General features: G+C 59.5%; 22 protein-coding genes, 1 pseudogene and 1 other annotated feature. Of the genes and pseudogenes, 13 read left to right on the top strand and 10 right to left on the bottom strand.

The window, feature by feature from the left end:
- The first annotated feature begins 49 nt into the window (after positions 1 to 49).
- Positions 50 to 643 carry a GTP cyclohydrolase II gene (gene ribA, locus J9788_RS10205; RefSeq protein WP_019452695.1) on the top strand — a complete coding sequence of 198 codons (594 nt, stop codon included), beginning with the start codon at positions 50 to 52 and terminating at the stop codon, positions 641 to 643.
- Positions 644 to 700: 57 nt separating this feature from the next.
- Here the strand turns inward: ribA and acnA are convergent, their stop codons facing one another.
- The 3 genes from acnA to topA all read right to left on the bottom strand — a co-directional run bounded on the left by acnA (position 701) and on the right by topA (position 7807).
- Positions 701 to 3373 carry an aconitate hydratase AcnA gene (acnA, locus tag J9788_RS10200; RefSeq protein ID WP_182264346.1) on the bottom strand — a complete coding sequence of 891 codons (2673 nt, stop codon included), beginning with the start codon at positions 3371 to 3373 and terminating at the stop codon, positions 701 to 703.
- 498 nt (positions 3374 to 3871) lie between these two features.
- Positions 3872 to 4846 (bottom strand): HTH-type transcriptional regulator CysB, encoded by a 975-nt coding sequence (cysB, locus tag J9788_RS10195; RefSeq protein WP_004930690.1) that lies wholly within the window; start codon positions 4844 to 4846, stop codon positions 3872 to 3874.
- Positions 4847 to 5209: 363 nt separating this feature from the next.
- A complete protein-coding gene (topA, locus tag J9788_RS10190; protein ID WP_015378045.1) occupies positions 5210 to 7807 on the bottom strand; it encodes a type I DNA topoisomerase in 2598 nt (865 codons plus the stop codon).
- 427 nt (positions 7808 to 8234) lie between these two features.
- Between topA and J9788_RS10185 the strand changes: the two genes are divergently transcribed.
- On the top strand, positions 8235 to 8486 hold the full coding sequence (locus J9788_RS10185; protein ID WP_033650243.1) for a YciN family protein: 252 nt from the start codon (positions 8235 to 8237) through the stop codon (positions 8484 to 8486).
- A gap of 50 nt (positions 8487 to 8536) precedes the next feature.
- On the opposite strand, the gene sohB is transcribed toward J9788_RS10185, so the two are convergent.
- Positions 8537 to 9583 carry a protease SohB gene (gene sohB / locus J9788_RS10180; protein ID WP_182264345.1) on the bottom strand — a complete coding sequence of 349 codons (1047 nt, stop codon included), beginning with the start codon at positions 9581 to 9583 and terminating at the stop codon, positions 8537 to 8539.
- Between the two features lie 359 nt (positions 9584 to 9942).
- Between sohB and J9788_RS10175 the strand changes: the two genes are divergently transcribed.
- The gene (locus J9788_RS10175) at positions 9943 to 10704 is read left to right on the top strand and encodes a YciK family oxidoreductase (protein ID WP_033643264.1); all 762 of its coding nucleotides are present in this window, start codon (positions 9943 to 9945) and stop codon (positions 10702 to 10704) included.
- Between the two features lie 13 nt (positions 10705 to 10717).
- Positions 10718 to 11308: a cob(I)yrinic acid a,c-diamide adenosyltransferase gene (cobO, locus tag J9788_RS10170; protein ID WP_182264344.1), complete on the top strand. Its 591-nt coding sequence runs from the start codon at positions 10718 to 10720 to the stop codon at positions 11306 to 11308.
- 39 nt (positions 11309 to 11347) lie between these two features.
- Here cobO and rluB read toward each other — a convergent pair whose 3' ends face one another.
- From rluB to J9788_RS10145, 5 genes are all read right to left on the bottom strand, one after another.
- Positions 11348 to 12253, bottom strand: a complete 906-nt coding sequence (gene rluB, locus J9788_RS10165; RefSeq protein WP_046898941.1) for a 23S rRNA pseudouridine(2605) synthase RluB — start codon at positions 12251 to 12253, stop codon at positions 11348 to 11350.
- A 159-nt stretch (positions 12254 to 12412) separates the two neighbouring features.
- On the bottom strand, positions 12413 to 13210 hold the full coding sequence (locus J9788_RS10160) for an alpha/beta fold hydrolase (RefSeq protein WP_182264343.1): 798 nt from the start codon (positions 13208 to 13210) through the stop codon (positions 12413 to 12415).
- 148 nt (positions 13211 to 13358) lie between these two features.
- Positions 13359 to 13718, bottom strand: coding sequence for a Rap1a/Tai family immunity protein (locus tag J9788_RS10155; protein ID WP_016927523.1), 360 nt, complete (start codon positions 13716 to 13718; stop codon positions 13359 to 13361).
- A gap of 115 nt (positions 13719 to 13833) precedes the next feature.
- Complete coding sequence (locus tag J9788_RS10150; protein WP_033643268.1) at positions 13834 to 14454, bottom strand: L-threonylcarbamoyladenylate synthase; 621 nt, start codon at positions 14452 to 14454, stop codon at positions 13834 to 13836.
- Positions 14455 to 14501: 47 nt separating this feature from the next.
- Entirely contained in the window at positions 14502 to 15383 is an 882-nt protein-coding gene (locus J9788_RS10145; RefSeq protein WP_042784676.1) for a PHP domain-containing protein, read from the bottom strand.
- A 204-nt stretch (positions 15384 to 15587) separates the two neighbouring features.
- Here J9788_RS10145 and trpL point away from each other — a divergent pair, with 204 nt between their 5' ends.
- The 7 genes and pseudogenes from trpL (at position 15588) to J9788_RS10105 (ending at position 22858) form a co-directional block, all read left to right on the top strand.
- Positions 15588 to 15674 carry a trp operon leader peptide gene (gene trpL, locus J9788_RS25250; RefSeq protein WP_182265092.1) on the top strand — a complete coding sequence of 29 codons (87 nt, stop codon included), beginning with the start codon at positions 15588 to 15590 and terminating at the stop codon, positions 15672 to 15674.
- Positions 15636 to 15739 (top strand) — a sequence feature (Trp leader region). It overlaps the preceding gene by 39 nt.
- A 24-nt stretch (positions 15740 to 15763) precedes the next feature.
- Positions 15764 to 17326: an anthranilate synthase component 1 gene (locus tag J9788_RS10135; RefSeq protein WP_182264342.1), complete on the top strand. Its 1563-nt coding sequence runs from the start codon at positions 15764 to 15766 to the stop codon at positions 17324 to 17326.
- Positions 17326 to 18922, top strand: a pseudogene (trpD, locus tag J9788_RS25085) (bifunctional anthranilate synthase glutamate amidotransferase component TrpG/anthranilate phosphoribosyltransferase TrpD). The gene J9788_RS10135 and the pseudogene trpD overlap by 1 nt, the downstream one beginning before the upstream one ends.
- A gap of 3 nt (positions 18923 to 18925) precedes the next feature.
- Positions 18926 to 20287: a bifunctional indole-3-glycerol-phosphate synthase TrpC/phosphoribosylanthranilate isomerase TrpF gene (gene trpCF, locus J9788_RS10120; protein WP_080350236.1), complete on the top strand. Its 1362-nt coding sequence runs from the start codon at positions 18926 to 18928 to the stop codon at positions 20285 to 20287.
- A gap of 26 nt (positions 20288 to 20313) precedes the next feature.
- Entirely contained in the window at positions 20314 to 21519 is a 1206-nt protein-coding gene (gene trpB / locus J9788_RS10115; protein WP_170852993.1) for a tryptophan synthase subunit beta, read from the top strand.
- Positions 21519 to 22325: a tryptophan synthase subunit alpha gene (gene trpA / locus J9788_RS10110; RefSeq protein ID WP_046898935.1), complete on the top strand. Its 807-nt coding sequence runs from the start codon at positions 21519 to 21521 to the stop codon at positions 22323 to 22325. The genes trpB and trpA overlap by 1 nt, the downstream gene beginning before the upstream one ends.
- A 218-nt stretch (positions 22326 to 22543) precedes the next feature.
- The gene (locus tag J9788_RS10105; RefSeq protein ID WP_046898934.1) at positions 22544 to 22858 is read left to right on the top strand and encodes a BON domain-containing protein; all 315 of its coding nucleotides are present in this window, start codon (positions 22544 to 22546) and stop codon (positions 22856 to 22858) included.
- Positions 22859 to 22902: 44 nt separating this feature from the next.
- On the opposite strand, the gene ompW is transcribed toward J9788_RS10105, so the two are convergent.
- Positions 22903 to 23535 (bottom strand): outer membrane protein OmpW, encoded by a 633-nt coding sequence (ompW, locus tag J9788_RS10100; protein WP_019452715.1) that lies wholly within the window; start codon positions 23533 to 23535, stop codon positions 22903 to 22905.
- Between the two features lie 287 nt (positions 23536 to 23822).
- On the opposite strand from ompW, the gene J9788_RS10095 reads away from it, so the two are divergent.
- Together J9788_RS10095 and J9788_RS10090 are read left to right on the top strand one after the other, a co-directional pair.
- Positions 23823 to 24263 (top strand): YkgJ family cysteine cluster protein, encoded by a 441-nt coding sequence (locus J9788_RS10095; protein ID WP_033643277.1) that lies wholly within the window; start codon positions 23823 to 23825, stop codon positions 24261 to 24263.
- A gap of 34 nt (positions 24264 to 24297) precedes the next feature.
- Positions 24298 to 25050 carry a YciC family protein gene (locus J9788_RS10090; protein WP_033643278.1) on the top strand — a complete coding sequence of 251 codons (753 nt, stop codon included), beginning with the start codon at positions 24298 to 24300 and terminating at the stop codon, positions 25048 to 25050.
- Positions 25051 to 25053 lie beyond the last annotated feature (3 nt).

Below are 25053 nucleotides of genomic sequence, written 5' to 3'. Positions count from 1 at the left end.
CTTAGGATGCGCGACAATGATTGAATCGTAGGTTTTTGTGGAGAGTGACATGCAGCTTAAACGGGTGGCAGAGGCTAAACTGCCGACACCTTGGGGCGATTTCCTGATGGTGGGATTCGAAGAACTGGCGACCGGGCACGATCATCTGGCGCTGGTATTCGGTGATATTTCCGGTGAAGCGCCGGTGCTCGCACGCGTGCATTCCGAATGTCTGACCGGCGACGCGTTGTTCAGCCTGCGCTGCGACTGCGGTTTTCAGCTGGAAGCCGCACTGGAGCAGATCGCCGAAGAAGGCCGCGGCATCCTGCTTTATCATCGCCAGGAGGGCCGCAATATCGGCCTGTTGAACAAGATCCGCGCCTATGCCCTGCAGGATAAGGGCGCAGACACCGTGGAAGCCAACCATCAGCTCGGCTTCGCCGCCGACGAACGCGACTTCACCCTGTGCGCCGACATGTTCAAACTGCTGGGCGTCGACGCGGTGCGCTTGCTGACCAACAACCCGAAAAAGGTCGAGATCCTGACCGAAGCCGGTATCAATATCAGCGAGCGCGTGCCGCTGATCGTCGGCCGCAATCCGAAGAACGAACACTATCTGGCGACCAAGGCCGCCAAAATGGGCCATTTGCTCGACCAGAAGTGATCGCCGCCACGGTGAAAACAATCAGGGCGCCTTGCGGCGCCCTTTTTACTACCCGATTTACAGCATTTTCCTGATTACGTAGTGCAGGATGCCGTCGTTTTCGTAGTAGGTCAGCTCATTGCCGGTATCGATGCGGCAACGGGTGTCAATCACCTCCTTGCGCCCGTCGGCATAGGTGATATGTACCGGCACCGTCTGGCCCGGCTGCAGCTGTTGCAGGCCGCCGACGCTGATCTGCTCGTCCCCGGTCAGCCCCAGCGTTTTGCGCGTCACGCCCTGCGGGAACTCCAGCGGCAAAATGCCCATACCGATCAGGTTGGAGCGGTGAATGCGCTCGAAGGATTCGGCGATCACCACCCGCACGCCCAGCAGGCGCGGCCCTTTCGCCGCCCAGTCGCGGCTGGAGCCGGAACCGTACTCTTTACCGGCGATCACCGCCAGCGGCACTTTCTCCTGCTGGTACTGCATGGCGGCGTCGTAGATAGACAGTTGCTGCTGCGACGGAATATGGCGGGTATAGCCCCCCTCCACGCCCGGCACCATTTCGTTGCGGATGCGGATGTTGGCAAAGGTGCCGCGCATCATCACTTCATGGTTTCCGCGGCGCGAACCGTAGGAGTTAAAATCCTGCGGCGCCACGCCGTGCTCGCTCAGGTAACGCCCCGCCGGGCTGTCGCGCTTGATATTCCCCGCCGGCGAGATGTGGTCGGTGGTCACCGAATCGGCCAGAATCGCCAGAATGCGCGCATCCTTGATGTCTTGCACCGGATCCGGCTTCACCTTCATGGTGCTGAAGAACGGCGGATGGCGGATATAGGTCGAGTCTTCCTGCCACTGATAGGTCGCCGAACCGGTCACCTGGATCGCCTGCCAGTTGGCGTCGCCGTCGAACACTTCGCCGTATTCCTTGTGGAACATCTCGGTGCGCACCTCTTCCACCGCCTGAGCGATGTCCTGGCTGCTCGGCCAGATGTCCTTCAGGTAGACCGGTTGACCGTCATTGCCCTCGCCCAGCGGCTCTTTGGTCAGATCGATCTTCATGCTGCCCGCCAGCGCATACGCCACAACCAGCGGCGGTGAGGCCAGCCAGTTGGTTTTCACCAGCGGGTGGATGCGCCCTTCGAAGTTACGGTTGCCCGACAGCACCGCGCCCACGGTCAGATCGCCCTCTTTGATCGCCTGCTCGATAGGATCCGGCAGCGGCCCGGAGTTGCCGATACAGGTGGTACAGCCATATCCCACCAGGTTGAACCCCAGTTCTTCCAGATAAGCGGTAAGTTTGGCGCTGTCGAAGTAGTCGGTCACCACTTTGGAACCCGGCGCCAGCGAGGTTTTTACCCAGGGTTTGCTACGCAGCCCTTTCTTGACGGCGTTTTTCGCCAGCAGGCCGGCCGCCATCATCACGCTCGGGTTGGAGGTGTTGGTGCAGGAGGTGATCGCCGCGATCACCACCGCGCCGTCGTGCAGCTCGTGCTGCTGCCCATCCAGCGTAAAGGATTTGCTGTCTGCCTTGGTCTTGTGGCCGCCGATATCCAACTCGGTAGCGGCCCTGAACGCCTGCGGCACATTCGGCAGCGCGACGCGATCCTGCGGGCGTTTCGGCCCGGCGAGGCTGGCCTCGACCGTCGACATATCCAGCGCCAGCGTGCTGGTGAATACCGGCTCATCCCCCGGGTTGCGCCACATGCCCTGCGCCTTGGCGTAAGCTTCCACCAGCGCGATTTGTTCGGCGCTGCGGCCGCTGAGTTTCATGTAGCCGAGCGTGACGTCATCTACCGGGAAGAAACCGCAGGTGGCGCCGAACTCCGGCGACATGTTGGCGATGGTCGCCCGGTCCGCCAACGGCAGATCGGCCAGGCCGTCGCCGTAAAACTCGACGAACTTGCCAACAACGCCGTGCTTACGCAGCATTTGGGTGACGGTCAGCACCAGGTCGGTGGCGGTAATGCCCTCGCGGAGCTTGCCGGTCAGCTTAAAGCCGACGACGTCCGGGATCAGCATCGATACCGGCTGGCCCAGCATCGCCGCTTCCGCTTCGATACCGCCGACGCCCCAGCCGAGAATGCCCAGGCCGTTGATCATGGTGGTGTGAGAATCGGTGCCCACCAGCGTATCCGGATAGGCCACGCGGCGACCGCTTTCGTCGCTGTGCCACACCGTTTGGCCGAGGTATTCGAGGTTGACCTGGTGGCAGATGCCGGTGCCCGGCGGCACCACGCGGAAACGGTTGAAGGCTTTCTGCCCCCAGCGCAGGAAGGTGTAGCGCTCGTGGTTGCGCTGCATTTCGATACGCACGTTGTCTTCGAAGGCGTTGTCATCGCCGAATTCATCGACGGTAACCGAGTGGTCAATCACCAGATCCACCGGTGACAGCGGGTTCACCTGGTCGACATTGCCGCCCAGCCGCCGCACCGCTTCACGCATCGCCGCCAGATCCACCACCGCCGGAACGCCGGTAAAATCCTGCATCAGCACGCGCGCCGGACGGTAGGCGATCTCACGGTCAGCATGGCCGGTTTGCAACCAGGCGACGATGGACTTGAGGTCGTCAACCTGCACGGTATCGCCATCCACATGGCGCAGCAGGTTCTCCAACAGCACTTTCATTGATTTCGGCAACCGGTCGATATCACCCAGCTGCTTCGCCGCCAGCGGCAGACTGTAGTAGTAATATTCGCTATTTAGCGCAACCAGCTTATCCAGACTTGTTTCACGAAGATCGGACGACATAGCTCCTCCATTTCTTATTGTGATTAAAACAGGGTAATCAGTGAGGTCTTGTTTAAAGATACCACAAAGATAAGTTAACGTTTTGATAACAACACGATTTGATCACAGCGATAGGTGAGAACAATCAAGAAGAAGGAAGTGCGAGCGCAGCCAAGGGGTTAGGCCACGCGTCAACGAAAACGCCGCAACGAGGCGGCGTTTTGGCAGGGAAAATCTCGCGGTTTTAGCGGGGTTTGCGCACCAGGCGACGACATACTGTGAGCACAACTGCCGCAATGATGGCAGAGACACCCAATTTAATGGCAATGACAGCCGAGTCGAAATTATTCATCCCTATTTCACCATCACCGCTAATTTCTATGTTGTTGGAAAAGAAGCTGTCGAAAGGACGACGGCTTTTCAGGATGATCCTGAGAAACAAGGAAGGTACGGGTTTCCGGGCTAAAAAAACCCGGTTTGACAGGCGCCTAACCGGGTTTGATTTGATATCGTCAACGATTACTTGATCGGCAGCTTGATGTCCTTGAACATCGCTTCAATCTCTTCGTTGGAGCGCAGCGCCACAGCGCTGTCGACCACGTCGCGCGTCAGGTGCGGCGCGAAGCGCTGAATGAAGTCGTACATGTAACTGCGCAGGAAAGTGCTGCGGCGGAAGCCGATCTTGGTGGTGCTGTAGGTGAAGATATCGCGCGCATCCACCGTCACCAGATCCGGATCCTGCACCGGATCCACCGCCATGCTGGCGATCACCCCTACCCCCAATCCCAAACGCACATAGGTTTTAATCACGTCGGCGTCAGTGGCGGTAAAGACGATGCGCGGCGTCAGGCCGGCGCGGTTGAAGGCGGTGTCCAGCTCCGAGCGGCCGGTGAAGCCGAAGGTGTAAGTGACGATCGGGTAAGCCGCCAGTTCTTCAATGCTGATGCTGCTTTTGCCCGCCAAAGGATGATCGGGCTTCACCACCACCGCACGGTTCCAGTGGTAGCACGGCAGCATGATAAGATCGTCATACAGGTGCAGCGCTTCGGTGGCGATGGCGAAATCGGCGGTGCCTTTGGAGACCGCTTCGGCGATCTGCGTCGGCGAGCCCTGATGCATGTGCAGCGAGACACGCGGGTAACGCTCGATAAAGCCCTTGATCACGTTGGGCAAGGCGTAGCGAGCCTGGGTATGCGTGGTGGCGACGTACAGCGAGCCTTTGTCCGGGTAGGTGTGTTCACCGGCAACGGCTTTGATGGCGTCCACTTTGGACAGCACTTCACGCGCGATGCGAATGATTTCCTGGCCGGCCGGGGTGACCTGGGTCAGGTGCTTGCCGCTGCGGGCGAAAATCTGGATGCCCAGCTCATCTTCGAGCATGCGCACCTGTTTGCTGATGCCGGGTTGAGAGGTATAGAGCCCTTCTGCCGTCGAGGAGACATTCAGGTTGTGGTTAACCACTTCCACAATGTAACGAAGCTGCTGCAATTTCATATCTTATACCATCCTAGGTTAAACACTGCGGCTTACCCGCAGCCAGGTATATCGGTGTCGCCCCGGTATGCTGAAACTCACAAGCCATAAACCCCGTGTTCTACCCTGATGGTGAAGAAAGCGCCGTTGTTAATAAGCTTTAATAATAAAAAAACTTTTTATATAACCACTATACCACGATGCAGCTTCAAGTATAGATCCGCGTCACACTATGATAACGATTATTTTGCATGGGTATCAACGTGAAACGGCGGTGTCAGAGGGATAAAAACAGCAAAGGATAGATCCGTTTGCCCCTTTTCACCAATAAAAAAAAACCAGCCGCCAGGGCTGGTTTTTCATCTTGCGGGCAGGACATCGGCCTTACTTCTTGCCTTCGACCCACTTGCCGTCCACGTAGAACGCGGACCAACCGGTCGCCTTGCCGTCTTTTTCAGAGGAGACGTACTGTTGCTTGGTTTTACGGCTGAAACGCACCAGCGTTTTGTTGCCTTCGGCATCCGCTACCGGCGCATCGGCCAGGTAGCGCAGTTTCTCCGGCAGACGATCCTTGAAGCGAGCCAGTTCTTCCACCAGCGGCGCGCGGGTCTCGCGCGATTTAGGGAAGGTGTTGGCCGCCAGGAACACGCCGGCAGCGCCGTCACGCAGCACGAAATAGGCGTCGGACTTCTCGCACGGCAGCTCCGGCAACGGCACCGGATCTTCCTTCGGCGGCGCGACATCGCCGTTACGCAGGATCTTGCGGGTGTTTTTGCAGTTCTCGTTGGTGCAGCCCATGTACTTGCCGAAACGCCCCATTTTCAGGTGCATTTCCGAGCCGCACTTGTCGCACTCCACCACCGGGCCATCATAGCCTTTCAGACGGAACTCGCCCTCTTCGATCTCATAGCCGTCACACGCCGGGTTGTTACCGCACACGTGCAGCTTGCGCTGGTTGTCGATCAGATAGCTGTCCATCGCCGTACCGCATTTCTGGCAGCGGCGGCGGGCGCGCAGCGCGTTGGTTTCCGCGTCGTCGCCTTCGAGGATGTTGAGCACTTCCGCTTCCGGCACCAGGTTGATGGTGGTTTTGCAACGTTCCTTCGGCGGCAACGCGTAGCCGGAACAGCCGAGGAAGACCCCGGTGCTGGCGGTACGGATACCCATCTTGCGGCCGCAGGTCGGGCAGTCGATGCTGGTCATCACCATCTGGTTAGGCCGCATGCCGCCTTCTTCCGGGTCCTTCTCCGCCGTTTCCAGCTGCTCGCTGAAATCGACGAAGAATTCGTCCAGCACCGCTTTCCACTCGGCCTGGTTGTTGGCGACCTCATCGAGGCCGTCTTCCATGCGAGCAGTGAAGTCATAGTTCATCAGCTCGCGGAAGTTCTCTTCCAGACGATCGGTGACGATCTCACCCATTTTCTCGGCATAGAAGCGGCGGCTTTCCACCCGCACGTAACCGCGATCCTGAATGGTCGAGATGATGGAGGCGTAGGTGGACGGGCGGCCGATGCCGCGTTTTTCCAGCTCTTTCACCAGCGAGGCTTCGCTGTAGCGCGCCGGCGGCTTGGTGAAGTGCTGGCTTGGGATCAGTTTCTGCAGATCCAGCTCGCTGCCTATTTCGACGAACGGCAACGTGCGATCTTCATCGCCTTTGCGCAGGGCCGGCATTACCTTGGTCCAGCCGTCAAAGCGCAGCGTACGGCCCTTGGCGCGCAGCTGATAATCGCCGGCTTTCACCGTCAGCGTGGTGGAATCGTATTGCGCCGGCGTCATCTGACAGGCGACGAACTGACGCCAGATCAGCTGGTACAGCTTCTGCGCGTCCGCTTCCATGTCTTTGAGCTGCTCGGCGAGCACGTTCACGTCCGAAGGACGGATCGCTTCGTGCGCTTCCTGCGAATTCTCTTTGCTGCTGTACTGATTCGGCGCCTTAGGCAGGTATTTATCGCCGAAGTTGTCGCCGATGTAGCCACGCACCATGTTGAGCGCATCCTGGCTCAGGTTGGTGGAGTCGGTACGCATATAGGTGATGTGACCGGCTTCATACAGCCGTTGCGCCATCATCATGGTTTTCTTCACGCCGAAGCTCAGGCGGGTGCTGGCGGCCTGTTGCAGCGTGGAGGTAATGAAAGGCGCGCCCGGCTTGCTGCTGGTCGGTTTGTCTTCGCGATCCAGCACCGTGTAGCGGGCTTTTTCCAGCAGCTTGACCGCGGCGTGCGTCTGCTCGCGGTTGACCGGCTTGAACGGTTTGTCGTGTGCGTGGGTCACTTCCATCTGCAGCGCGGTTTCACCCTTCGCCAGCAGATCGGCATGCAGCTCCCAGTACTCTTCCGGCACGAACGCCTTGATGTCGCGTTCGCGTTCTACCACCAGACGCACCGCCACCGACTGCACGCGGCCGGCGGACAGGCCGCGGGCGATTTTCTTCCACAGCAGCGGCGAGACCATATAGCCCACCACACGGTCCATAAACCGGCGCGCCTGCTGCGCGTTGACGCGGTCAATGTTCAGCTCGCCCGGCTGTTTGAACGCCTGTTGGATCGCGTTTTTGGTGATTTCGTTAAACACCACGCGGCTAAAGCGTTTGTCATCCCCACCGATCACTTCCCGCAGGTGCCAGGCGATGGCTTCCCCTTCGCGGTCAAGGTCGGTTGCGAGATAAATGTGGTCGGCATTTTCCGCCAACGATTTTAACTCGGCGACCACTTTTTCTTTACCCGGCAGGATTTCATAATGCGCTTTCCAGCCGTGGTAAGGGTCGACGCCCATGCGATTTACCAGCGCCGCCTTCTCATCTTTTTTAACTTTTTTCTTGGCTTTGTCTTCGGTTGAGTCAGCGCTCTTTTTGCTGGCTGAGCCACTGGTCGGCAAATCACGGATATGACCGACGCTGGACTTCACCACGTAGTCACTTCCTAAATATTTATTAATAGTTTTGGCTTTTGCCGGGGACTCAACTATTACGAGAGCTTTACCCATATTTACCTTTACCTAATTTATTTCTTCTAAAAAGAAGTCTTTTATCTCGCCGTGCCGCGGCAATTCGTGTCTCTTTTTTTATATTGCGGCAGTCTGGCAAGAGATCAACAGATTTTTTTCTTTTGGTTGCCCAACTGCTCAACCTGAACGCAAGTTGTTGATCCTGCCTGCTATTCACCCATGCCCCAGAAGTATGGCTGCGTGATTTTTATTCATGGCGTAAACAAAACCTTCCACCCGACGCCGCAAAATCCCACACTGTACCTGATAAAAAGCGTCACGCAACCTAATTAGCACGGAAAGGCAGATTTCGCCAACCGGCCGCCGCCCATGGCCATCCAGACGGCAAATAAACCTTAGTCGGTTTGCGGATAAAAGCGAACCGGCGTTAGAATATGCGCAGCGTTTTTTGTTTGGAGTCTAATAAATGCACAAGAATACTGCACCTATCGGCCGCGAGGCCCTGCTGGCGGAAGCAAATAACATCATCCGCCAACACGAAGATTATCTGCACGGCATGATCGCCACCGACGTTGAACAAAAAAGCGGCGTTTTAGTTTTTCGCGGCGAATACTTTTTAGATGCCGATGGATTGCCCACCGCCAAAACCACCGCCGTATTTAATATGTTTAAACATTTGGCTCACCTGCTTTCGGAAAAATACCATTTGGTCGATTGAGAAAACAAAACGGGGGCGCCAGGCCCCCGTTGATTCCTGCTCTTCTCGTCTTACAACAACGGCTTTTCCCCGCGCTGCCACCAGCGCAACAGCAAACGATCGACGCTTTCCGCCGCGCTGCCGGTGAAACGATCCATCAAACGTTTACGACGTGCATAGCGCACGGCGATCACTTCATGGTTATCCAACTCGGCGATCAACAAATCGTCGCTGGTGCCGATGGCGTCGATAAGGCCTTTCTCTTTAGCCTGGGTCCCGAACCAGTGCTCACCGGTGGCGACGCTATCGATGTCCAGCGACGGGCGCTGCTCGTGCACGAAGCGTTTGAACAGCTCGTGCGTTTCGTTCAGATCTTCGCGGAACTTCTCGCGCCCCTGCTCGGTGTTTTCACCGAACAGCGTCAGCGTACGTTTAAACTGCCCGGCGGTATGCAGCTCCACGTCGATGTCGTTCTTCTTCAGCAGGCGGTGGAAATTCGGGATCTGCGCCACCACGCCGATGGAACCGATGATGGCGAACGGCGCCGCCACGATGCGATCCGCGACGCAGGCCATCATGTAGCCGCCGCTGGCCGCCACTTTATCCACCGCCACCGTCAGGCGGATGCCGCCTTTGCGCAAACGCTCCAGCTGCGAAGCCGCCAGGCCGTAGCCGTGCACCACCCCGCCCGGGCTTTCCAGACGCAGCAGGACTTCATCCTGCGCCGAGGCCACCGCCAGCACCGCGGAGATCTCTTCGCGCAGCGACGTCACCTCGTGCGCATCCATGCTGCCCTTGAAGTCCAACACGTACAGGCACGGCTTGGTCACTTCCACCGCGCCGGATTTGGCGCGCTGCTTCTTCAATTTGTCATCAGATTTGGTCTGCTTCTTGAACTGTTTCAGCCAAACCTTTTGCTCGGCAGTATCCATACGCGCCAGGCGCATATCGCGCTGCATCTCGCGATACTGTTCACCGAGATCGGTCAGCTGCAGCTCCCCTTTCTGGCGGCTCTTGCGTTGCCCCAGACTGACCGCCAGTATGGCCAACGCGGCGATGGCGAGCACCACCGTGGCGACCTTGGCCAGAAACAGGCCATAAACAGATATAAACTCCACAGATTCCGCCTTTATTTACAGGTTGTTAGTATGACTCTTTCCATTTTAGCCAACCGCAGCGCCTGCTGTCGCGGCTAAATGAAAATTCATTGCGTTCTGCACGTCACTATGGGGACGATTCAAGGCCGAACCAAGCCGCCGCCGCGCCGCTTTCGTGACAAAAGAATGCCATTTCAGCCTGCTACGCATTGAAAATGCGTACGGATTAAGGCATATAACACCCATTATTCATCAATATGATGAGACAGATTCGCTGCGCGGCCCGCAGAAGGTCGAGCTCTCGCTCCCGCCCTGGCCGCGCGTTTCACCCTTGCTCCCCACGATACGCGGGAGAACAGCCACCCAGGCGAGGATTTATCGTGCATTACCAACCCAAACAAGATCTGCTCGAACAACGCATTATTTTGGTCACCGGCGCCGGAGACGGCATCGGCCGCGAAGCGGCGCTGACCTACGCTCGCTTCGGCGCCCAGTTAGTGCTGCTGGGACGCACCGAGAGCAAACTGCTGGCGGTACAGCAAGAGATCGCGGCCCAGGGCGGCGCCCCGGCCCTGGTGGTCACGCTCGACTTGCTGCACGCCACGCCGGAGCAATGCCGGCAGATAGCCGACGATCTGGCGCGCCAAATCCCGCGCCTGGACGGCGTGCTGCACAACGCCGGCCTGCTGGGCGACATTGCGCCGATGGCCGACCTGTCGATAACCATGTGGCAAGAGGTGATGCAGGTTAACGTCAACGCCACCTTTATGCTGACTCAGGCGCTGCTGCCGCTGCTGCTGAAATCCCACGCCGGGTCACTGGTGTTCACCAGTTCCAGCGTCGGGCGCACCGGCCGCGCCGACTGGGGCGCTTATGCGGTGTCGAAGTTCGCCACCGAAGGCATGATGCAGGTATTGGCCGATGAATACAAAAATCGTAATTTGCGGGTAAACTGCATCAATCCGGGCGGAACTCGCACCAAAATGCGCGCATCCGCCTTCCCGCACGAAGACAAAAACAAGCTGAAAACCCCGGCTGACATCATGCCGCTGTACCTGTATCTGATGGGCGAGGACAGCCGGCGCAAAACCGGCATGAGCTTCGACGCCCAGCCGAACCGCAAACCCGGCGCGGCCGAATAATAAGGAGCGTTTCATGGCGGAAGATCGTCATCAACAGCGCCAGCAGCGCCTGAAAGAACAGGTCGATGCACGCATCGCCGCGGCGCAGGACACCCGCGGCCTGCTGCTGGTGTTTACCGGCAACGGCAAAGGCAAAACCACCGCCGCCTTCGGCACCGTCACCCGCGCGGTCGGTCACGGCATGCGCGCCGGGGTGATCCAGTTCATCAAGGGCGAGTGGCCCAATGGCGAAAAGAATCTGCTGCAGCAACATGGCGTTGAATTTCAGGTGATGGCCACCGGCTTTACCTGGGAGACGCAGAACAAGGCCAGCGACACCGCCGCCTGCCAGGCAGTGTGGCAGCACGGCAAACGCATGCTGGCCGACAGCAGTCTGGATCTGGTACTGCTGGACGAAGTGACCTACATGTTGACCTACGGCTATCTGGAGCTGGAAGAGCTCAAAGAAGCGCTGCGGCAGCGCCCTGCGCACCAAACGGTGATACTGACCGGGCGCGGTTGCCATCGCGATCTGCTGGAAATGGCGGATACGGTTACGGAGATGCGGCCGGTGAAACACGCGTTCGACGCGGGCATCAAGGCGCAACAGGGGATCGATTGGTAACAAAACGTTCTGGCCCCGAACGGGGCCAGAATGGCGGGATCAGCTGCGTTTGCTCGGTTTGCCCGATTTACTCGGTTTGCTGCCCGGCGCACTGCGACGGCCGCTGCCGGCCACCTGCGAGTGACGCTTAACCGCGCGACGGATCTGGTTAGCCTTCACGCGGCGGCGCTCACGCTCCACCGGCATCTTGCTGACCGTTTCCGGTTTCAATTCAACCAACTCGCGCAGGTAGTTGATCGCCGGCAGATCCAGTTCGGCCCAACCGCCGCGCGGCAGGCCTTTCGGCAGATCGATATCGCCGTAACGCACGCGGATCAGGCGGCTCACCTGCACGCCCACCGCTTCCCACAGGCGACGCACTTCACGGTTGCGGCCTTCGGTCAGGGTCACGTTGTACCACTGGTTGAGGCCTTCACCGCCCTGGAAGCTGATGGTGCGGAACGCGGCCGGGCCGTCTTCCAATTGCACGCCTTTGCTCAGCTGCTTCACTTTCGCATCGTCAACCTGGCCGAACACACGCACCGCGTACTCGCGTTCCACTTCACGGCTTGGGTGCATCAGACGGTTGGCCAGCTCGCCATCGGTGGTGAACAGCAGCAGACCAGAAGTGTTGACGTCCAGTCGCCCTACCGCCACCCAGCGCGAACCGCGCAGCTTCGGTAAGCGATCGAACACCGTCGGGCGGCCTTCAGGATCGCTGCGGGTACACAGCTCACCTTCCGGTTTGTAGTAAGCCAGCACGCGGCAGACCACGTCTTCGGACTCTTTGATCGACAAGACATGACCATCCAGACGAATTTTCATCGCCGGGGTCACTTCAACGCGATCGCCCAGCTTGGCGACCTTGCCGTCGACGCTGACGCGCCCGGCTTCAATCATGGTTTCGATTTCACGACGCGAGCCGTGCCCGGCGCGCGCTAAAACTTTCTGTAACTTTTCGCTCATTGAGCAACCTCTAATGTCGCCTTCACAGGCGTCGGGGGGATAACCGCCGCGGCCAATCGCCGCAACGGTAATAATACGTTTATCAGGATCGAACCGCGCATTATACAGGCTTTCTAAGGTGTTGAAACCCACTTTATCGGCGGTGACCCCAAGCGACGTTCACGGCGCCAAGAAGTCCTCCACCGCCCTCAGCACCGCGTCGGGCCGTTCCAGAATGCCGAGGTGAGTGCGGGCCTCTTCTAAACGCGCCACGGAGAAAAACGGCCGCTCGGCGGCAAATGCCTGCTGTTGCCGCAGATAGTCATCGCGGCGATCCAGCGAGTAAATATGCCGGCACGGCGGCGGCGCGCTCATCCCCGCCAGGCGTTGCAGCGGCGAACCGAATTGCCGGTAGGCCTGTTCGATGGCCACGCCGGCGGCGCGCCAGAGCCGGTCATCCTCCTGCGCCATCTCGACCTCCAGATGACGTTTGACCCGATCGTGGCGGATGCCGCCCTGCCAAAAGTCGAACAAGGCGTCGCGTGCCGCCAGCCACTGCTGCGGCTGCTGCATGCGGCTCACCGCCGTAAAGAACGCCGGCTCCGGCTGCGTCATGATCCAATCGAGAAACACCATGCCCCGCACCTGCTGCGGCAACGCCTCGGCCAACGCCACCGCCAACCAGCTGGCGTGCGCCACCGACAGGGTGATCACGTTGTCCAAACGCAGCGCCGTCAGCAGTTGGCGCACATCCTCCAGCAAATCGTCCGCCGTCAGCGACATCTCCGCCGCTTTCGACGACAGGCCGTGACCACGCCAATCGATGCTGATCGTCCGATAACGGTCGGCCGCCAGCGCGATGAACGGCTCAAACACGGTTTTCGGTTCGCACCAGCCGGGCAGCAACACCAACGTGAGCGGCCCTGAGCCGATATCCTGATAATCGAGCGTCATGTTGGCACTGTGAAATGCGGTCATATTACCTCCTGCGCGTCTCTCCCCGACCCGTTCGGGAAATACCGACGGGGATAAGGTGACAGCGCAGCAAGCATTGATCTATTGAAGTTCGTGCGGAAAAGACCCGAGCGCACCTTATGAAAAAATGCGCACTAATTGGAATGGGAACTTAATGGCGCACGCAGGGATAGGCGGCGCTTAACGCCAGCATGATCACCGACGGTGCGGAATAATGCAGTTGCTCAGGGTGCTCGTTCAAGTACTGCATCACCGCGTCGGCGGCTACGCCGATGCTCATTCCGGCCTCTGGGCAGATATTGCGATTGCCCTGCATGGAATAGGTATCGAATACGCCGGCGACGTATCCCATAAACATGCCGCCATTCAGCGCTTCGGCCACGGTAGCTTCACCGCTTTTATTTTTTACGTAACCGCCGGATTCCGCCAGCAAACCGCTGCCCGAATAAAAACCCGCATTTGCCATTGAGGAAAATAATAAGGCCGCTAAAAAAGAAACCTGTTTAATCATTGCTGCGCATCCTGCCCATTATCAATTCTGAAGTCTTCAAGAATAGCGGCTTTCACGCGAAATAGCGTCGCTTCAGCCGTTTTTCAGACAATGGGCAAGGTGGCAATATTTTACATCAGCGGAAAGGCGCCGCGTCGCCGGCGCCTTCGCGCACCACTTCCGGCGAGGATTCGGTCAGATCGATAACCGTGGTCGGCTGTTGGCCGAGGAAGCCGCCGTGGATCACCAGATCGACCACCTTGCCCAAATGATCGCTGATCTCTTCCGGATCGGACTCGGCGAAATCATTGCCCGGCAGCATCAGCGTGGTGGACATCATCGGTTCGTTCAACGCCTCCAACAGCGCCAGCGCGATCGGGTTCGACGGCACGCGCAGGCCGATGGTTTTGCGCTTTTCATTCATCAGGCGGCGCGGCACTTCTTTGGTCGCTTTCAGAATGAACGTGTAGTTGCCCGGCGTATTGTTTTTGATCAGACGGAACGCCGTATTATCGACGTGAGCATAGGTCGACAACTCGGACAGATCGCGGCACATCAGGGTAAAGTTGTGGTTGCCGTCCAGCTGACGGATGCGGCAAATGCGCTCCATCGCCGCCTTCTCTTCCAGCATGCAGCCCAGCGCATAGCCGGAATCGGTGGGATAGACGATCACCCCCCCTTTGCGCAGCACCTCTACCGCCTGGTTGATCAGGCGCGGCTGCGGGTTGTCCGGGTGAATATAAAAAAGCTGACTCATGACTTGCTCCTAAAATAATGCCCGCGCGCGTTGCCACGCGTGTAAAATCAGACCGCCTGGCCCGGCTGCGGCCAATCGCGCCACACCGGCTCGACGCCGCCCGGCAGCCACAGCTTGCGCCCCAGTTCGATCCACGAGCAAGGTTGATGGAAATCAGAGCCTTGCGAGGCCAACAAGCGGTAGTCTTGCGCGTATTTCGCCAGCTGAGTGCGCTCATGCGGCGCCTGCTGACACTGCGCCACTTCCATGGCGTCGCCGCCGTGTTCGGCGAAATGCGCCAGCAAGCGTTTCAGCCATTTCGCGGTCAAATCGTAACGGCCCGGGTGCGCCATCACCGCCTGGCCGCCCGATTGATGAATCGCATCAATGGCTTGTTCTATTGTACACCACTGCGGCGGTACATAGCCGGTTTTCCCCTTGGCCAGGTATTTCTTGAACACCTGAGCCATATTGTCCGCCACGCCGATCTCCACCAGGTAACGGGCGAAATGGCCGCGGGTCACCGCGCCGGCTCCGGCCAGTCGCTGGGCGCCGGCATAGGCGTCGGGAATACGCGCCTTGCCCAGCCGCACGCCGATCTCCTGCGCCCGCCGGTTGCGGCGTTCGGTTTGTTCCGCCAACAGCGCCACCAGCGCCGGATGCGCGACGTCCATGCCCAACCCAACAATATGGATTTCATGATTTTCCCACAGCGTCGAGATTTCCACTCCATTGACCAACCGCAACGGCAACGCCTGCTCCGCGATGGCGGCGGCGGCCTCGGCCAGCCCGGCGGTCGTGTCGTGATCGGTGATCGCCAACACCCCCACGCGCATCTCTACCGCCCGCTGCACCAGCTGCGTCGGCGTCAGGTAGCCGTCGGAGGCGGTCGTATGGCTGTGGAGATCGTACAGGGTAAAAGCGGTGGATTGAGGGTTACTGTCTGTCAAAACGGCTATCCGGCAATGGCTTGGTTTTCTATCATACCTGCGATCGGCGGCCGGACGGAAATCTATTCTGCCCCGGCTGGGAGCGCGGGCGGGATGATGAACAGAATTCACGCTGACCGCTAAAACATTGTACAAAAAGGGGGTTGACTTTGCCCTCTCGAACCAGTTAACTAGTACACAAGTTCACGGCAACGGCCGTGTCGGATGAGAGTTAACAAAGCGAGTCTGCAAATGAACACATACATTTCTCTTCACGGTTGGTGGCATACCTCCCTCTTGCGGGCGGTGTAATCGCGCATAGCTGTCATCTGACAATGCAGATTTCCTGAGCCCGCACCTGATGCGGGCTTTTTTATGGACAGAATTCACTGGAACCACCGATGATGAACATCAAACCACAATTGACATTACTGAAGACGCAGGCCAGTTACCGGGGCGATCCCACCACCCTTTTCCACCAGCTGTGCGGCGCCCGGCCGGCCACCCTGCTGCTGGAATCGGCGGAAATCAACAGCAAACAGAATCTGCAGAGCCTGCTGGTGATCGACAGCGCGCTGCGCATCACCGCGCTGGGTCACACCGTCAGCGTGCAGGCGCTCACCGCCAATGGCGCGGCGCTGCTGCCGCTGCTGGACGAAGCGCTGCCGCCCGAGGTCAGCATTCAGGCGCGCCCAAACGGCCGCGAGCTGACCTTCCCGGCGATCGACGAGGTGCAGGACGAAGACGCGCGCCTGCGCTCCCTGTCGGTGTTCGACGCACTACGCACGCTGCTGACTCTGGTCGACTCCCCGGCGGACGAGCGTGAAGCCGTGATGCTGGGCGGCCTGTTCGCCTACGATCTGGTCGCCGGTTTCGAAAACCTGCCGGCGCTGCGCCAGGATCAACGTTGCCCGGACTTCTGCTTCTATCTGGCAGAAACCCTGCTGGTGCTGGATCACCAACGCGGTTCCGCCCGATTGCAGGCCAGCGTCTTCAGCGAGCAAGCGAGTGAAATACAACGCCTGCAGCAGCGTCTGGCACAATTGCAGACCGAATTGAAACAAACCCCGCAGCCGATCCCGCACCAAAAGCTGGAGAACATGCAGTTGAGCTGCAACCAGAGCGACGAAGAGTACGGCGCGGTGGTCAGCGGGCTGCAGGAAGCGATCCGTCACGGCGAGATTTTCCAGGTGGTGCCGTCGCGCCGCTTCTCCTTGCCGTGCCCAGCGCCGCTGGCGGCCTACCAGACGTTGAAAGATAACAACCCCAGCCCGTACATGTTCTTCATGCAAGATGACGAGTTCACCCTGTTCGGCGCTTCGCCGGAGAGCGCGTTAAAATACGACGCGGGCAATCGCCAAATTGAAATCTACCCGATCGCCGGCACCCGCCCGCGCGGCCGCCGAGCCGATGGTTCACTGGATCTGGATCTCGACAGCCGCATCGAGCTGGAAATGCGCACCGACCACAAAGAGCTGGCCGAGCACCTGATGCTGGTCGATCTGGCGCGCAACGATCTGGCGCGCATCTGCCAGGCCGGCAGCCGCTACGTGGCCGACCTGACCAAGGTGGATCGCTATTCGTTCGTCATGCACCTGGTTTCCCGCGTGGTGGGCACCCTGCGCGCCGATCTCGACGTGCTGCACGCCTACCAGGCCTGCATGAATATGGGCACCCTGAGCGGCGCGCCAAAAGTGCGGGCGATGCAGCTGATCGCCGCCTCCGAAGGCACGCGCCGCGGCAGCTACGGCGGCGCGGTAGGCTACTTTACCGCCACCGGCGATCTGGATACCTGCATCGTCATTCGCTCCGCCTACGTCGAAGACGGCATCGCCACCGTGCAGGCCGGCGCCGGCGTGGTGCTGGACTCCATCCCGCAGGCGGAAGCCGACGAAACCCGTAATAAAGCCCGTGCCGTGCTGCGCGCCATCGCCACTGCGCACCATGCCAAGGAGGTGTTCTGATGGCCGATATCCTGCTGCTCGACAACGTCGACTCCTTTACCTACAACCTGGTCGATCAGCTGCGCGCCAGCGGCCACCAGGTGGTGATTTACCGTAACCAGATCGCCGCAGAGGTGATCATCGAGCGTCTGGCGCAGATGGAACAGCCGGTGCTGATGCTGTCGCCCGGCCCCGGCGCCCCTTCCGAAGCGGGCTGCATGCCGGAACTACTGCAACGCCTGCGCGGCCGGCTGCCGATCATCGGCATCTGCCTCGGCCACCAGGCGATCGTCGAAGCCTATGGCGGCCAGGTCGGCCAGGCGGGGGAAATCCTGCACGGCAAAGCCTCGGCGATCGTTCACGACGGTGAAGGCATGTTCGCCGGCATGGCCAACCCGCTGCCGGTGGCGCGTTACCACTCGCTGGTCGGCAGCAACATCCCGGCCGATCTGACCGTCAACGCCCGGTTCGGCGAGATGGTGATGGCGGTACGCGACGATCGCCGCCGCGTATGCGGCTTCCAGTTCCACCCGGAATCGATTCTGACCACCCATGGCGCGCGCCTGCTTGAGCAGACCCTGGCCTGGGCGCTGGCGAAGTCATAAAAGGAACACGACGATGCAACCTATCCTTGAGAAACTGTACCGCGCTGAATCGATGAGCCAGCAGGAAAGCCAACAGCTGTTCAGCGCCATCGTGCGCGGCGAACTGGAGCCGAGCCAGCTGGCTGCGGCGCTGATCAGCATGAAAGTCCGCGGCGAGCGCCCGGAAGAGATCGCCGGCGCCGCCAAAGCGCTGCTGGAAGATGCTCAACCGTTCCCGCGCCCTGACTACCCGTTCGCCGATATCGTCGGCACCGGCGGCGACGGCACCAACAGCATCAATATTTCGACCGCCAGCGCCTTTGTAGCGGCGGCGTGCGGCGCGAAAATCGCCAAACACGGCAACCGCAGCGTCTCCAGCCGCTCCGGCTCTTCGGATCTGCTGGCGGCGTTCGGCATCCGCCTGGATCTGCCGGCGGAAGAAGCGCGCAAGGCGCTGGACGATCTTGGCGTGTGCTTCCTGTTCGCGCCGCAGTACCACACCGGCTTCCGTCACGCCATGCCGGTGCGCCAGCAGTTGAAGACCCGCACGCTGTTCAACGTGCTGGGCCCGCTGATCAACCCGGCGCGTCCGCCGCTGGCGCTGATCGGCGTTTACAGCCCGGAACTGGTGCTGCCGATCGCCGAAACCCTGCGCGTGCTGGGCTATCAGCGCGCGGCGGTGGTTCACGGCGGCGGCATGGACGAGGTGGCGATCCACGCCCCGACGCACGTGGCGGAATTGACCAACGGCGAAATCTGCAGTTATCAGCTCACGCCGCAGTCCTTCGGATTGGAAACCTATCCGCTGGAGGCCTTGCTGGGCGGTACGCCGGAAGAAAACCGTGACATTTTGGCGCGGCTGTTACAAGGTAAAGGCGAGCTGGCGCACGCTGCGGCGGTCGCGGCCAACGTCGCGTTGCTTCTGAAGTTATTCGGACATGAAGACCTGCGCCAAAATGCGCGGCAGGCACTGGATATGATCAACAGCGGGCAGGCCTATGAGCGTGTCATCGCACTGGCGGCAAGAGGATAAATGATGCAGGAAACCGTGCTACACAAGATTGTCCGCGACAAAGCGCAATGGATCGCGGCGCGACAACAGCAACAGCCCCTGGCCGGCTTTCAGAATGACATCGTACCGAGCGAACGCAGCTTCTACCACGCGCTGCAGGGCACCCGTACGGCTTTCATTCTCGAATGCAAGAAGGCCTCGCCTTCCAAGGGGCTGATTCGCGAGAACTTTGATCCGGTGGAAATCGCCACGGTCTATAAAGATTTCGCCTCGGCGATCTCGGTGCTGACCGACGAGAAATACTTTCAGGGCAGCTTCGATTTTCTGCCTCTGGTCAGTAAAACCGTCAGCCAACCGGTGTTGTGCAAAGACTTTATCATCGACCCGTATCAGATTTACCTGGCGCGCTACTATCAGGCCGACGCTATCCTGCTGATGCTGTCGGTGTTGACCGACGAGCAGTACCGCCAGCTGGCGGCGGTGGCTCACAGCCTGAACATGGGCGTGCTGACCGAAGTGATCAGTGAAGAAGAGCTGCAGCGGGCGATCGCGCTGGAAGCCCGCGTGGTCGGCATCAATAACCGCGATCTGCGCGATCTGAGCATCGACCTGAACCGCACCCGTGAGCTGGCGCCGCGCGTGCCGCATGGGGTGACGGTGATCAGCGAGTCGGGCATCAACAACTACGGGCAGATCCGCGAGCTCAGCCACTACGCCAACGGTTTCCTTATCGGCAGCGCGCTGATGTCGGAACCCGATCTGCGCGCCGCCGTGCGCCGCGTGATCCTGGGCGACAATAAAGTGTGCGGCCTGACTCGCCCGCAGGACGCCGCCGCCGCGTATCAGGCCGGCGCCATCTACGGCGGATTGATTTTCGTCGGCCGCTCGCCGCGCTATGTGGATATCGTCCGCGCCCGCGAAGTCATTTCCGGCGCGCCGCTGAAGTACGTCGGCGTCTTCTGCGACGCCCAGCTCGATACTGTGGCATTGACCGTGGAGCGCCTCGGTCTGCAGGCGGTGCAACTGCACGGCGCGGAGGACCAGGCCTATATCAGCGCCCTGCGCGCCCGCTTGCCGGCCGATTGCCACATCTGGAAAGCGCTGAGCGTGAAAGAACGGGTGCCGGCGCGCGATCTGCAGCATGTCGATCGCTATCTGCTGGACAACGGCGCAGGCGGCACAGGCCAACGCTTCGACTGGTCGGTATTGCAAGGCGAAGATCTGACCAACGTCATGCTGGCGGGCGGTCTGCGCGCCGACAACTGCGTCGAAGCGGCCAAGCTCGGCTGCGCCGGTCTGGACTTCAATTCCGGCGTGGAAAGCGAACCGGGCATCAAGGATCCCGCGCGCCTGGCCTCGGTCTTCCAAACCCTGCGCGCTTACTGAATACGGCTCTACATTAATAACGGATAATGACGGGAACTCTCATGACGCTGCTTAACCCCTACTTCGGCGAATTTGGTGGTCAATACGTGCCGCAAATTCTGATGCCGGCCCTGAAACAACTCGAAGAAGCCTTTGTCAGCGCTCAGCGCGATCCGGCGTTTCAGGCGGAATTCATCGATCTGTTGAAGAACTACGCGGGCCGCCCGACGGCGCTGACGCTGTGCAAAAATCTCACCGCCGGCAGCAACACCAAGCTCTATCTGAAGCGGGAAGATCTGCTGCACGGCGGCGCGCACAAGACCAACCAGGTGCTGGGCCAGGCCCTGCTGGCCAAGCGCATGGGCAAAACCGAGATCATCGCGGAAACCGGCGCCGGCCAACACGGCGTCGCTTCGGCGCTGGCCTGCGCGCTGCTCGGCCTGAAATGCCGTATCTATATGGGCGCCAAAGACGTTGAGCGCCAGTCGCCGAATGTGTTCCGCATGCGGCTGATGGGCGCGGAAGTGATCCCGGTGCACAGCGGCTCCGCCACCCTGAAAGACGCCTGCAACGAAGCGTTGCGCGACTGGTCCGGCAGTTATGAAACCGCGCACTATATGCTCGGCACCGCGGCCGGCCCGCACCCGTACCCCACCATCGTGCGTGAATTCCAGCGCATGATCGGCGAAGAGACCAAAGCGCAGGTGCTGGAGCGCGAAGGCCGCCTGCCGGATGCGGTCATCGCCTGCGTCGGCGGCGGCTCCAACGCCATCGGCATGTTCGCCGATTTTATCGATGACGCCGACGTTGGGCTGATCGGCGTGGAACCCGCCGGTCTGGGCATCGAAACCGGTCAGCACGGCGCGCCGCTCAAGCATGGCCACGTCGGCATCTATTTCGGCATGAAGGCGCCGATGATGCAGACCGCCGAAGGCCAGATTGAAGAATCCTATTCGATCTCCGCCGGGCTGGACTTCCCGTCCGTCGGGCCGCAGCACGCCTACCTGAACAGCACCGGCCGCGCCGAATACGTGTCGATCACCGACGACGAAGCGCTGGAGGCGTTCAAGGCGCTGTCGCGCCATGAAGGCATCATCCCGGCGCTGGAATCTTCACACGCCCTGGCGCACGCGCTGAAAATGATCCGTGAAACGCCGCAGAAAGAGCAAATCCTGGTGGTCAACCTGTCCGGCCGCGGCGACAAAGACATATTTACCGTTCACGACATTTTGAAAGCACGGGGAGAAATCTGATGGAACGTTATCAGCAACTGTTCACGCGTCTGGAAAGCAGCAAGGAAGGCGCCTTCGTCCCGTTCGTGACGCTGGGCGATCCTAATCCGGCGCTGTCGCTGCAGATTATCGACACCCTGATCGAAGCCGGCGCGGACGCGCTGGAGCTGGGTATCCCCTTCTCCGACCCATTGGCGGATGGCCCAACCATCCAGAGCGCGACGCTGCGCGCCTTCGCCGCCGGCGTCACGCCGACGCAGTGTTTCGAGCTGCTGGCGGCCATTCGTCAGAAGCACCCGACCATTCCCATCGGCCTGCTGATGTACGCCAATTTGGTGTTCCATAAGGGCATCGATGCCTTTTACCAACGCTGTGCGGAAGTGGGCGTGGATTCGGTGCTGGTCGCCGACGTGCCGTTTGAAGAATCGGCGCCGTTCCGCGCCGCGGCCGTGCGCCACGGTATCGCGCCCATCTTCATTTGCCCGCCGAACGCCGACGACGATCTGCTGCGTGAGATCGCTTCACACGGTCGCGGCTACACCTACCTGCTGTCGCGTTCCGGCGTCACCGGCACCGAAAGCCGGGCGCAGTTGCCGCTGCATCACCTGGTGAACAAGCTGCGCGAGTATCACGCCGCGCCGCCGCTGCAGGGCTTCGGCATCTCCGAGCCCGAGCAGGTGAAGGCTGCGCTGCAGGCCGGCGCCGCCGGCGCCATCTCCGGCTCGGCAATCGTCAAAATCATCGAACGGCACCATGCCAACCCGGCGGAAATGCTGACCAAGCTGGCGACCTTCGTCAGTGCGATGAAGCACGCGACCCGCGCGTGATCCCCTTCGGCGAGCGCCCTTCCGGCGCTCGCTTTAACAGCTTGTTTCCCCTCAAAGTTTGTTCTATTTATTTACAGCAAAAATTTGAACAAACCCAAGTCTTGTCTCACAATAAACATTGTTCGCTATGCATTTCTTCGTTTGATTTGGGGAATGCGCTCGCTGCGGCGAAAAAACCGTATCGAATTTCAACCATAACATTGCATGGAGAGTAATTTATGAAGCTGTTTAAAACCCTTTCGGCCTTGTGCATGGCAGCCGTTGTGGCGGTCGCGGTGAGCGCTTGCGCACCGACGGCGAAATCAGAGGGAACAGGCGGTTATATCGATGACACCGTAATCACCACCAAAGTGAAATCGGCGCTGCTGGCGGATAAAAACATCAAGTCGCGCGAAATCAGCGTGGAAACCTTTAAAGGACGCGTGCAGTTGAGCGGCTTCGTGACGTCAAGTGATGACGCCAATCGTGCGGTGCAGGTCACACGCGGCGTGGCCGGCGTGAAATCTGTTGAGAACGTCATGCAGGTTAAATAATACCGACACAGGGAGGCGCAATGCCTCCCTGTTTGCGGCCTTCATCAGAAGCGGTAACCCGCCCCAAACATAAACACCCACGGATCCAATCGCGTATCGAAGCTGTGGTGCCCACCGTTCGCGTCGTTGAAACGCGTTTTGGTTTCGATGTTCATCCACCACACCGACATGTTCAGCATCCAGTGCTCATCCAGGTTGTAATCCAGACCGGCCTGCGCCGCCACGCCCCAGGAGTCTTTCAGATCGAGATTGCTCAACCCGGCGCTTTTGCCGTAGTCGTTGAACTTCTCGTCGAAGAAAGTGGTGTAGTTAACGCCGACGCCCAGATAAGGACGCAGTTTGTCCTGCTTGTCGCCGAAGTAGTATTGCGCCATCAGCGTAGGCGGCAGTTGATGAACGGTCGCCAGATCGGTGCCGCCCAGGGTAACCTTGTGGCGGAACGGTGTCGCGGCCAACAACTCAACGCCGATGTTGTCCGTCACCATATAACCGAAGGTCAAACCGAGCTGGGTATTGTTTTTCGCATCCAGCGATCCCAAACCCAATACGTTGTCCGAGCCCGCATTTGGACGCACCGTCGCGGTGCCCGCACGGAACAGGAAATCACCGGCCTGATGCGCACTTGCCAACATAGGCGCCATCATCGTCGCCAATACCACCAGAGTTGTCTTTTTCATTATCCATTCCATTTGTGTGGTTAATCTCTCGAGGGGGGAATATACCTACTTTCGGGTATTTGTGATCCCATCGAGATCACATCTTATGTGTAAAATTTTAAAATCCCACCAAAAACAAGGTTACCTAACCGCTTAATAAATCAAGGATTGATCTGCATCAAAAAAACGATTTTGTTGCAAATTATCTACATGTTCAAATTTCAGTTGCGGAAAAAAATGCGGCTGAGGTAATTTCATCTTCCGTGTTGGTTTTGGTTGGTGCCGTGAGGAGTCGGCGGGCAATCAAGATGAGCGAAATCCTTAATCCCTGTGTCAGCTGCGGCGCATGCTGCGGTTATTTTCGAGTGTCATTCTATTGGGCCGAAGCCGAAGACGGCGGCGGCACCGTTCCCCTTTCCCTGACGGAGCCTCTGACCCCGTTCCTGCGCTGCATGCAGGGGACCAACAGCAAGTCTCCGCGCTGCACCGCGCTGGACGGCGAGATTGGCAAAGCCGTGTCGTGCTCGATTTATCTCAATCGGCCCAGCCCGTGCAGAGAGTTCGATCAGTCCGGTGAAAACGGCCTGCGCAACGAAGCCTGCGATCGCGCTCGCGAACGCTACGGCCTGCCCCCCTTGCCGGTGCCCTTGCCGCTGTCGTTGCCTGAGACGACGATCGTTGAAGAAATAGACGTAGTGCAATTCGCGGGGTGCCACAGCGGCGTGGAACAGGGTACAATCACCCACTGATTTATCTCTGTTTTCTCGACGCCAAGGAGTCTGCATGCCTATCACGGCCAACGCTTTGTACCGTGACAGTTTTAACTTTTTACGCAATCAACTGGCCAGCATCCTGATGCTGGCGCTGTTGACGGCGTTTATCTCGGTGCTGCTGAACCAAGCTTTCAGCCCCGATGCCGAACAGTTGGCGACGCTGGCCGCCTCCACCAGCGATTTCGCGTCGTCGACCGGCATGGGCATTCAGGACGTGATCCAGCAGATGACGCCGGAACAGCAGATGGTGTTGCTGAAAGTATCGGCCGCCGCCACATTCTCCGCGCTGGTCGGCAACGTGCTGCTGGTCGGTGGGATGCTGACGTTGATCCGTCTGGTGTCTCAGGGGCAACGCACCAGCGCCCTGCGCGCACTCGGCGCCTCGGCGCCCGATCTGCCGCGCCTGCTGCTGCTGCTGTTTATCTGCACCTTGCTGATCCAGCTCGGCCTGACGCTGTTCGTGGTGCCGGGCGTGATCATGGCTATCGCCTTCGCGTTGGCGCCGGTGATCGCCTCCGTCGACAAGAAAGGCGTCTTCGCTTCGCTCAAGCTGAGCAGCAAATTGGCCTTCGCCAATGCGCGCGTGATTGTGCCGGCGATGATGCTGTGGTTGGCGGCCAAGCTGCTGGTGCTGTTTTTAGTGAGCCATCTGTCGGTGCTGACGCCGAACGTGGCCAGCGTCGTGCTGACCGCGTTAAGCAACCTGGTCTCCGCCCTGCTGCTGATCTATCTGTTCCGTTTGTATATGCTGCTGCGCGGCTGACGC

This window comes from Serratia sp. X10 (genome assembly GCF_017811775.1).
Classification (GTDB): Bacteria; Pseudomonadota; Gammaproteobacteria; order Enterobacterales; family Enterobacteriaceae; genus Serratia; species Serratia ureilytica.
This window is presented reverse-complemented; position numbering and strand designations above follow the sequence as displayed.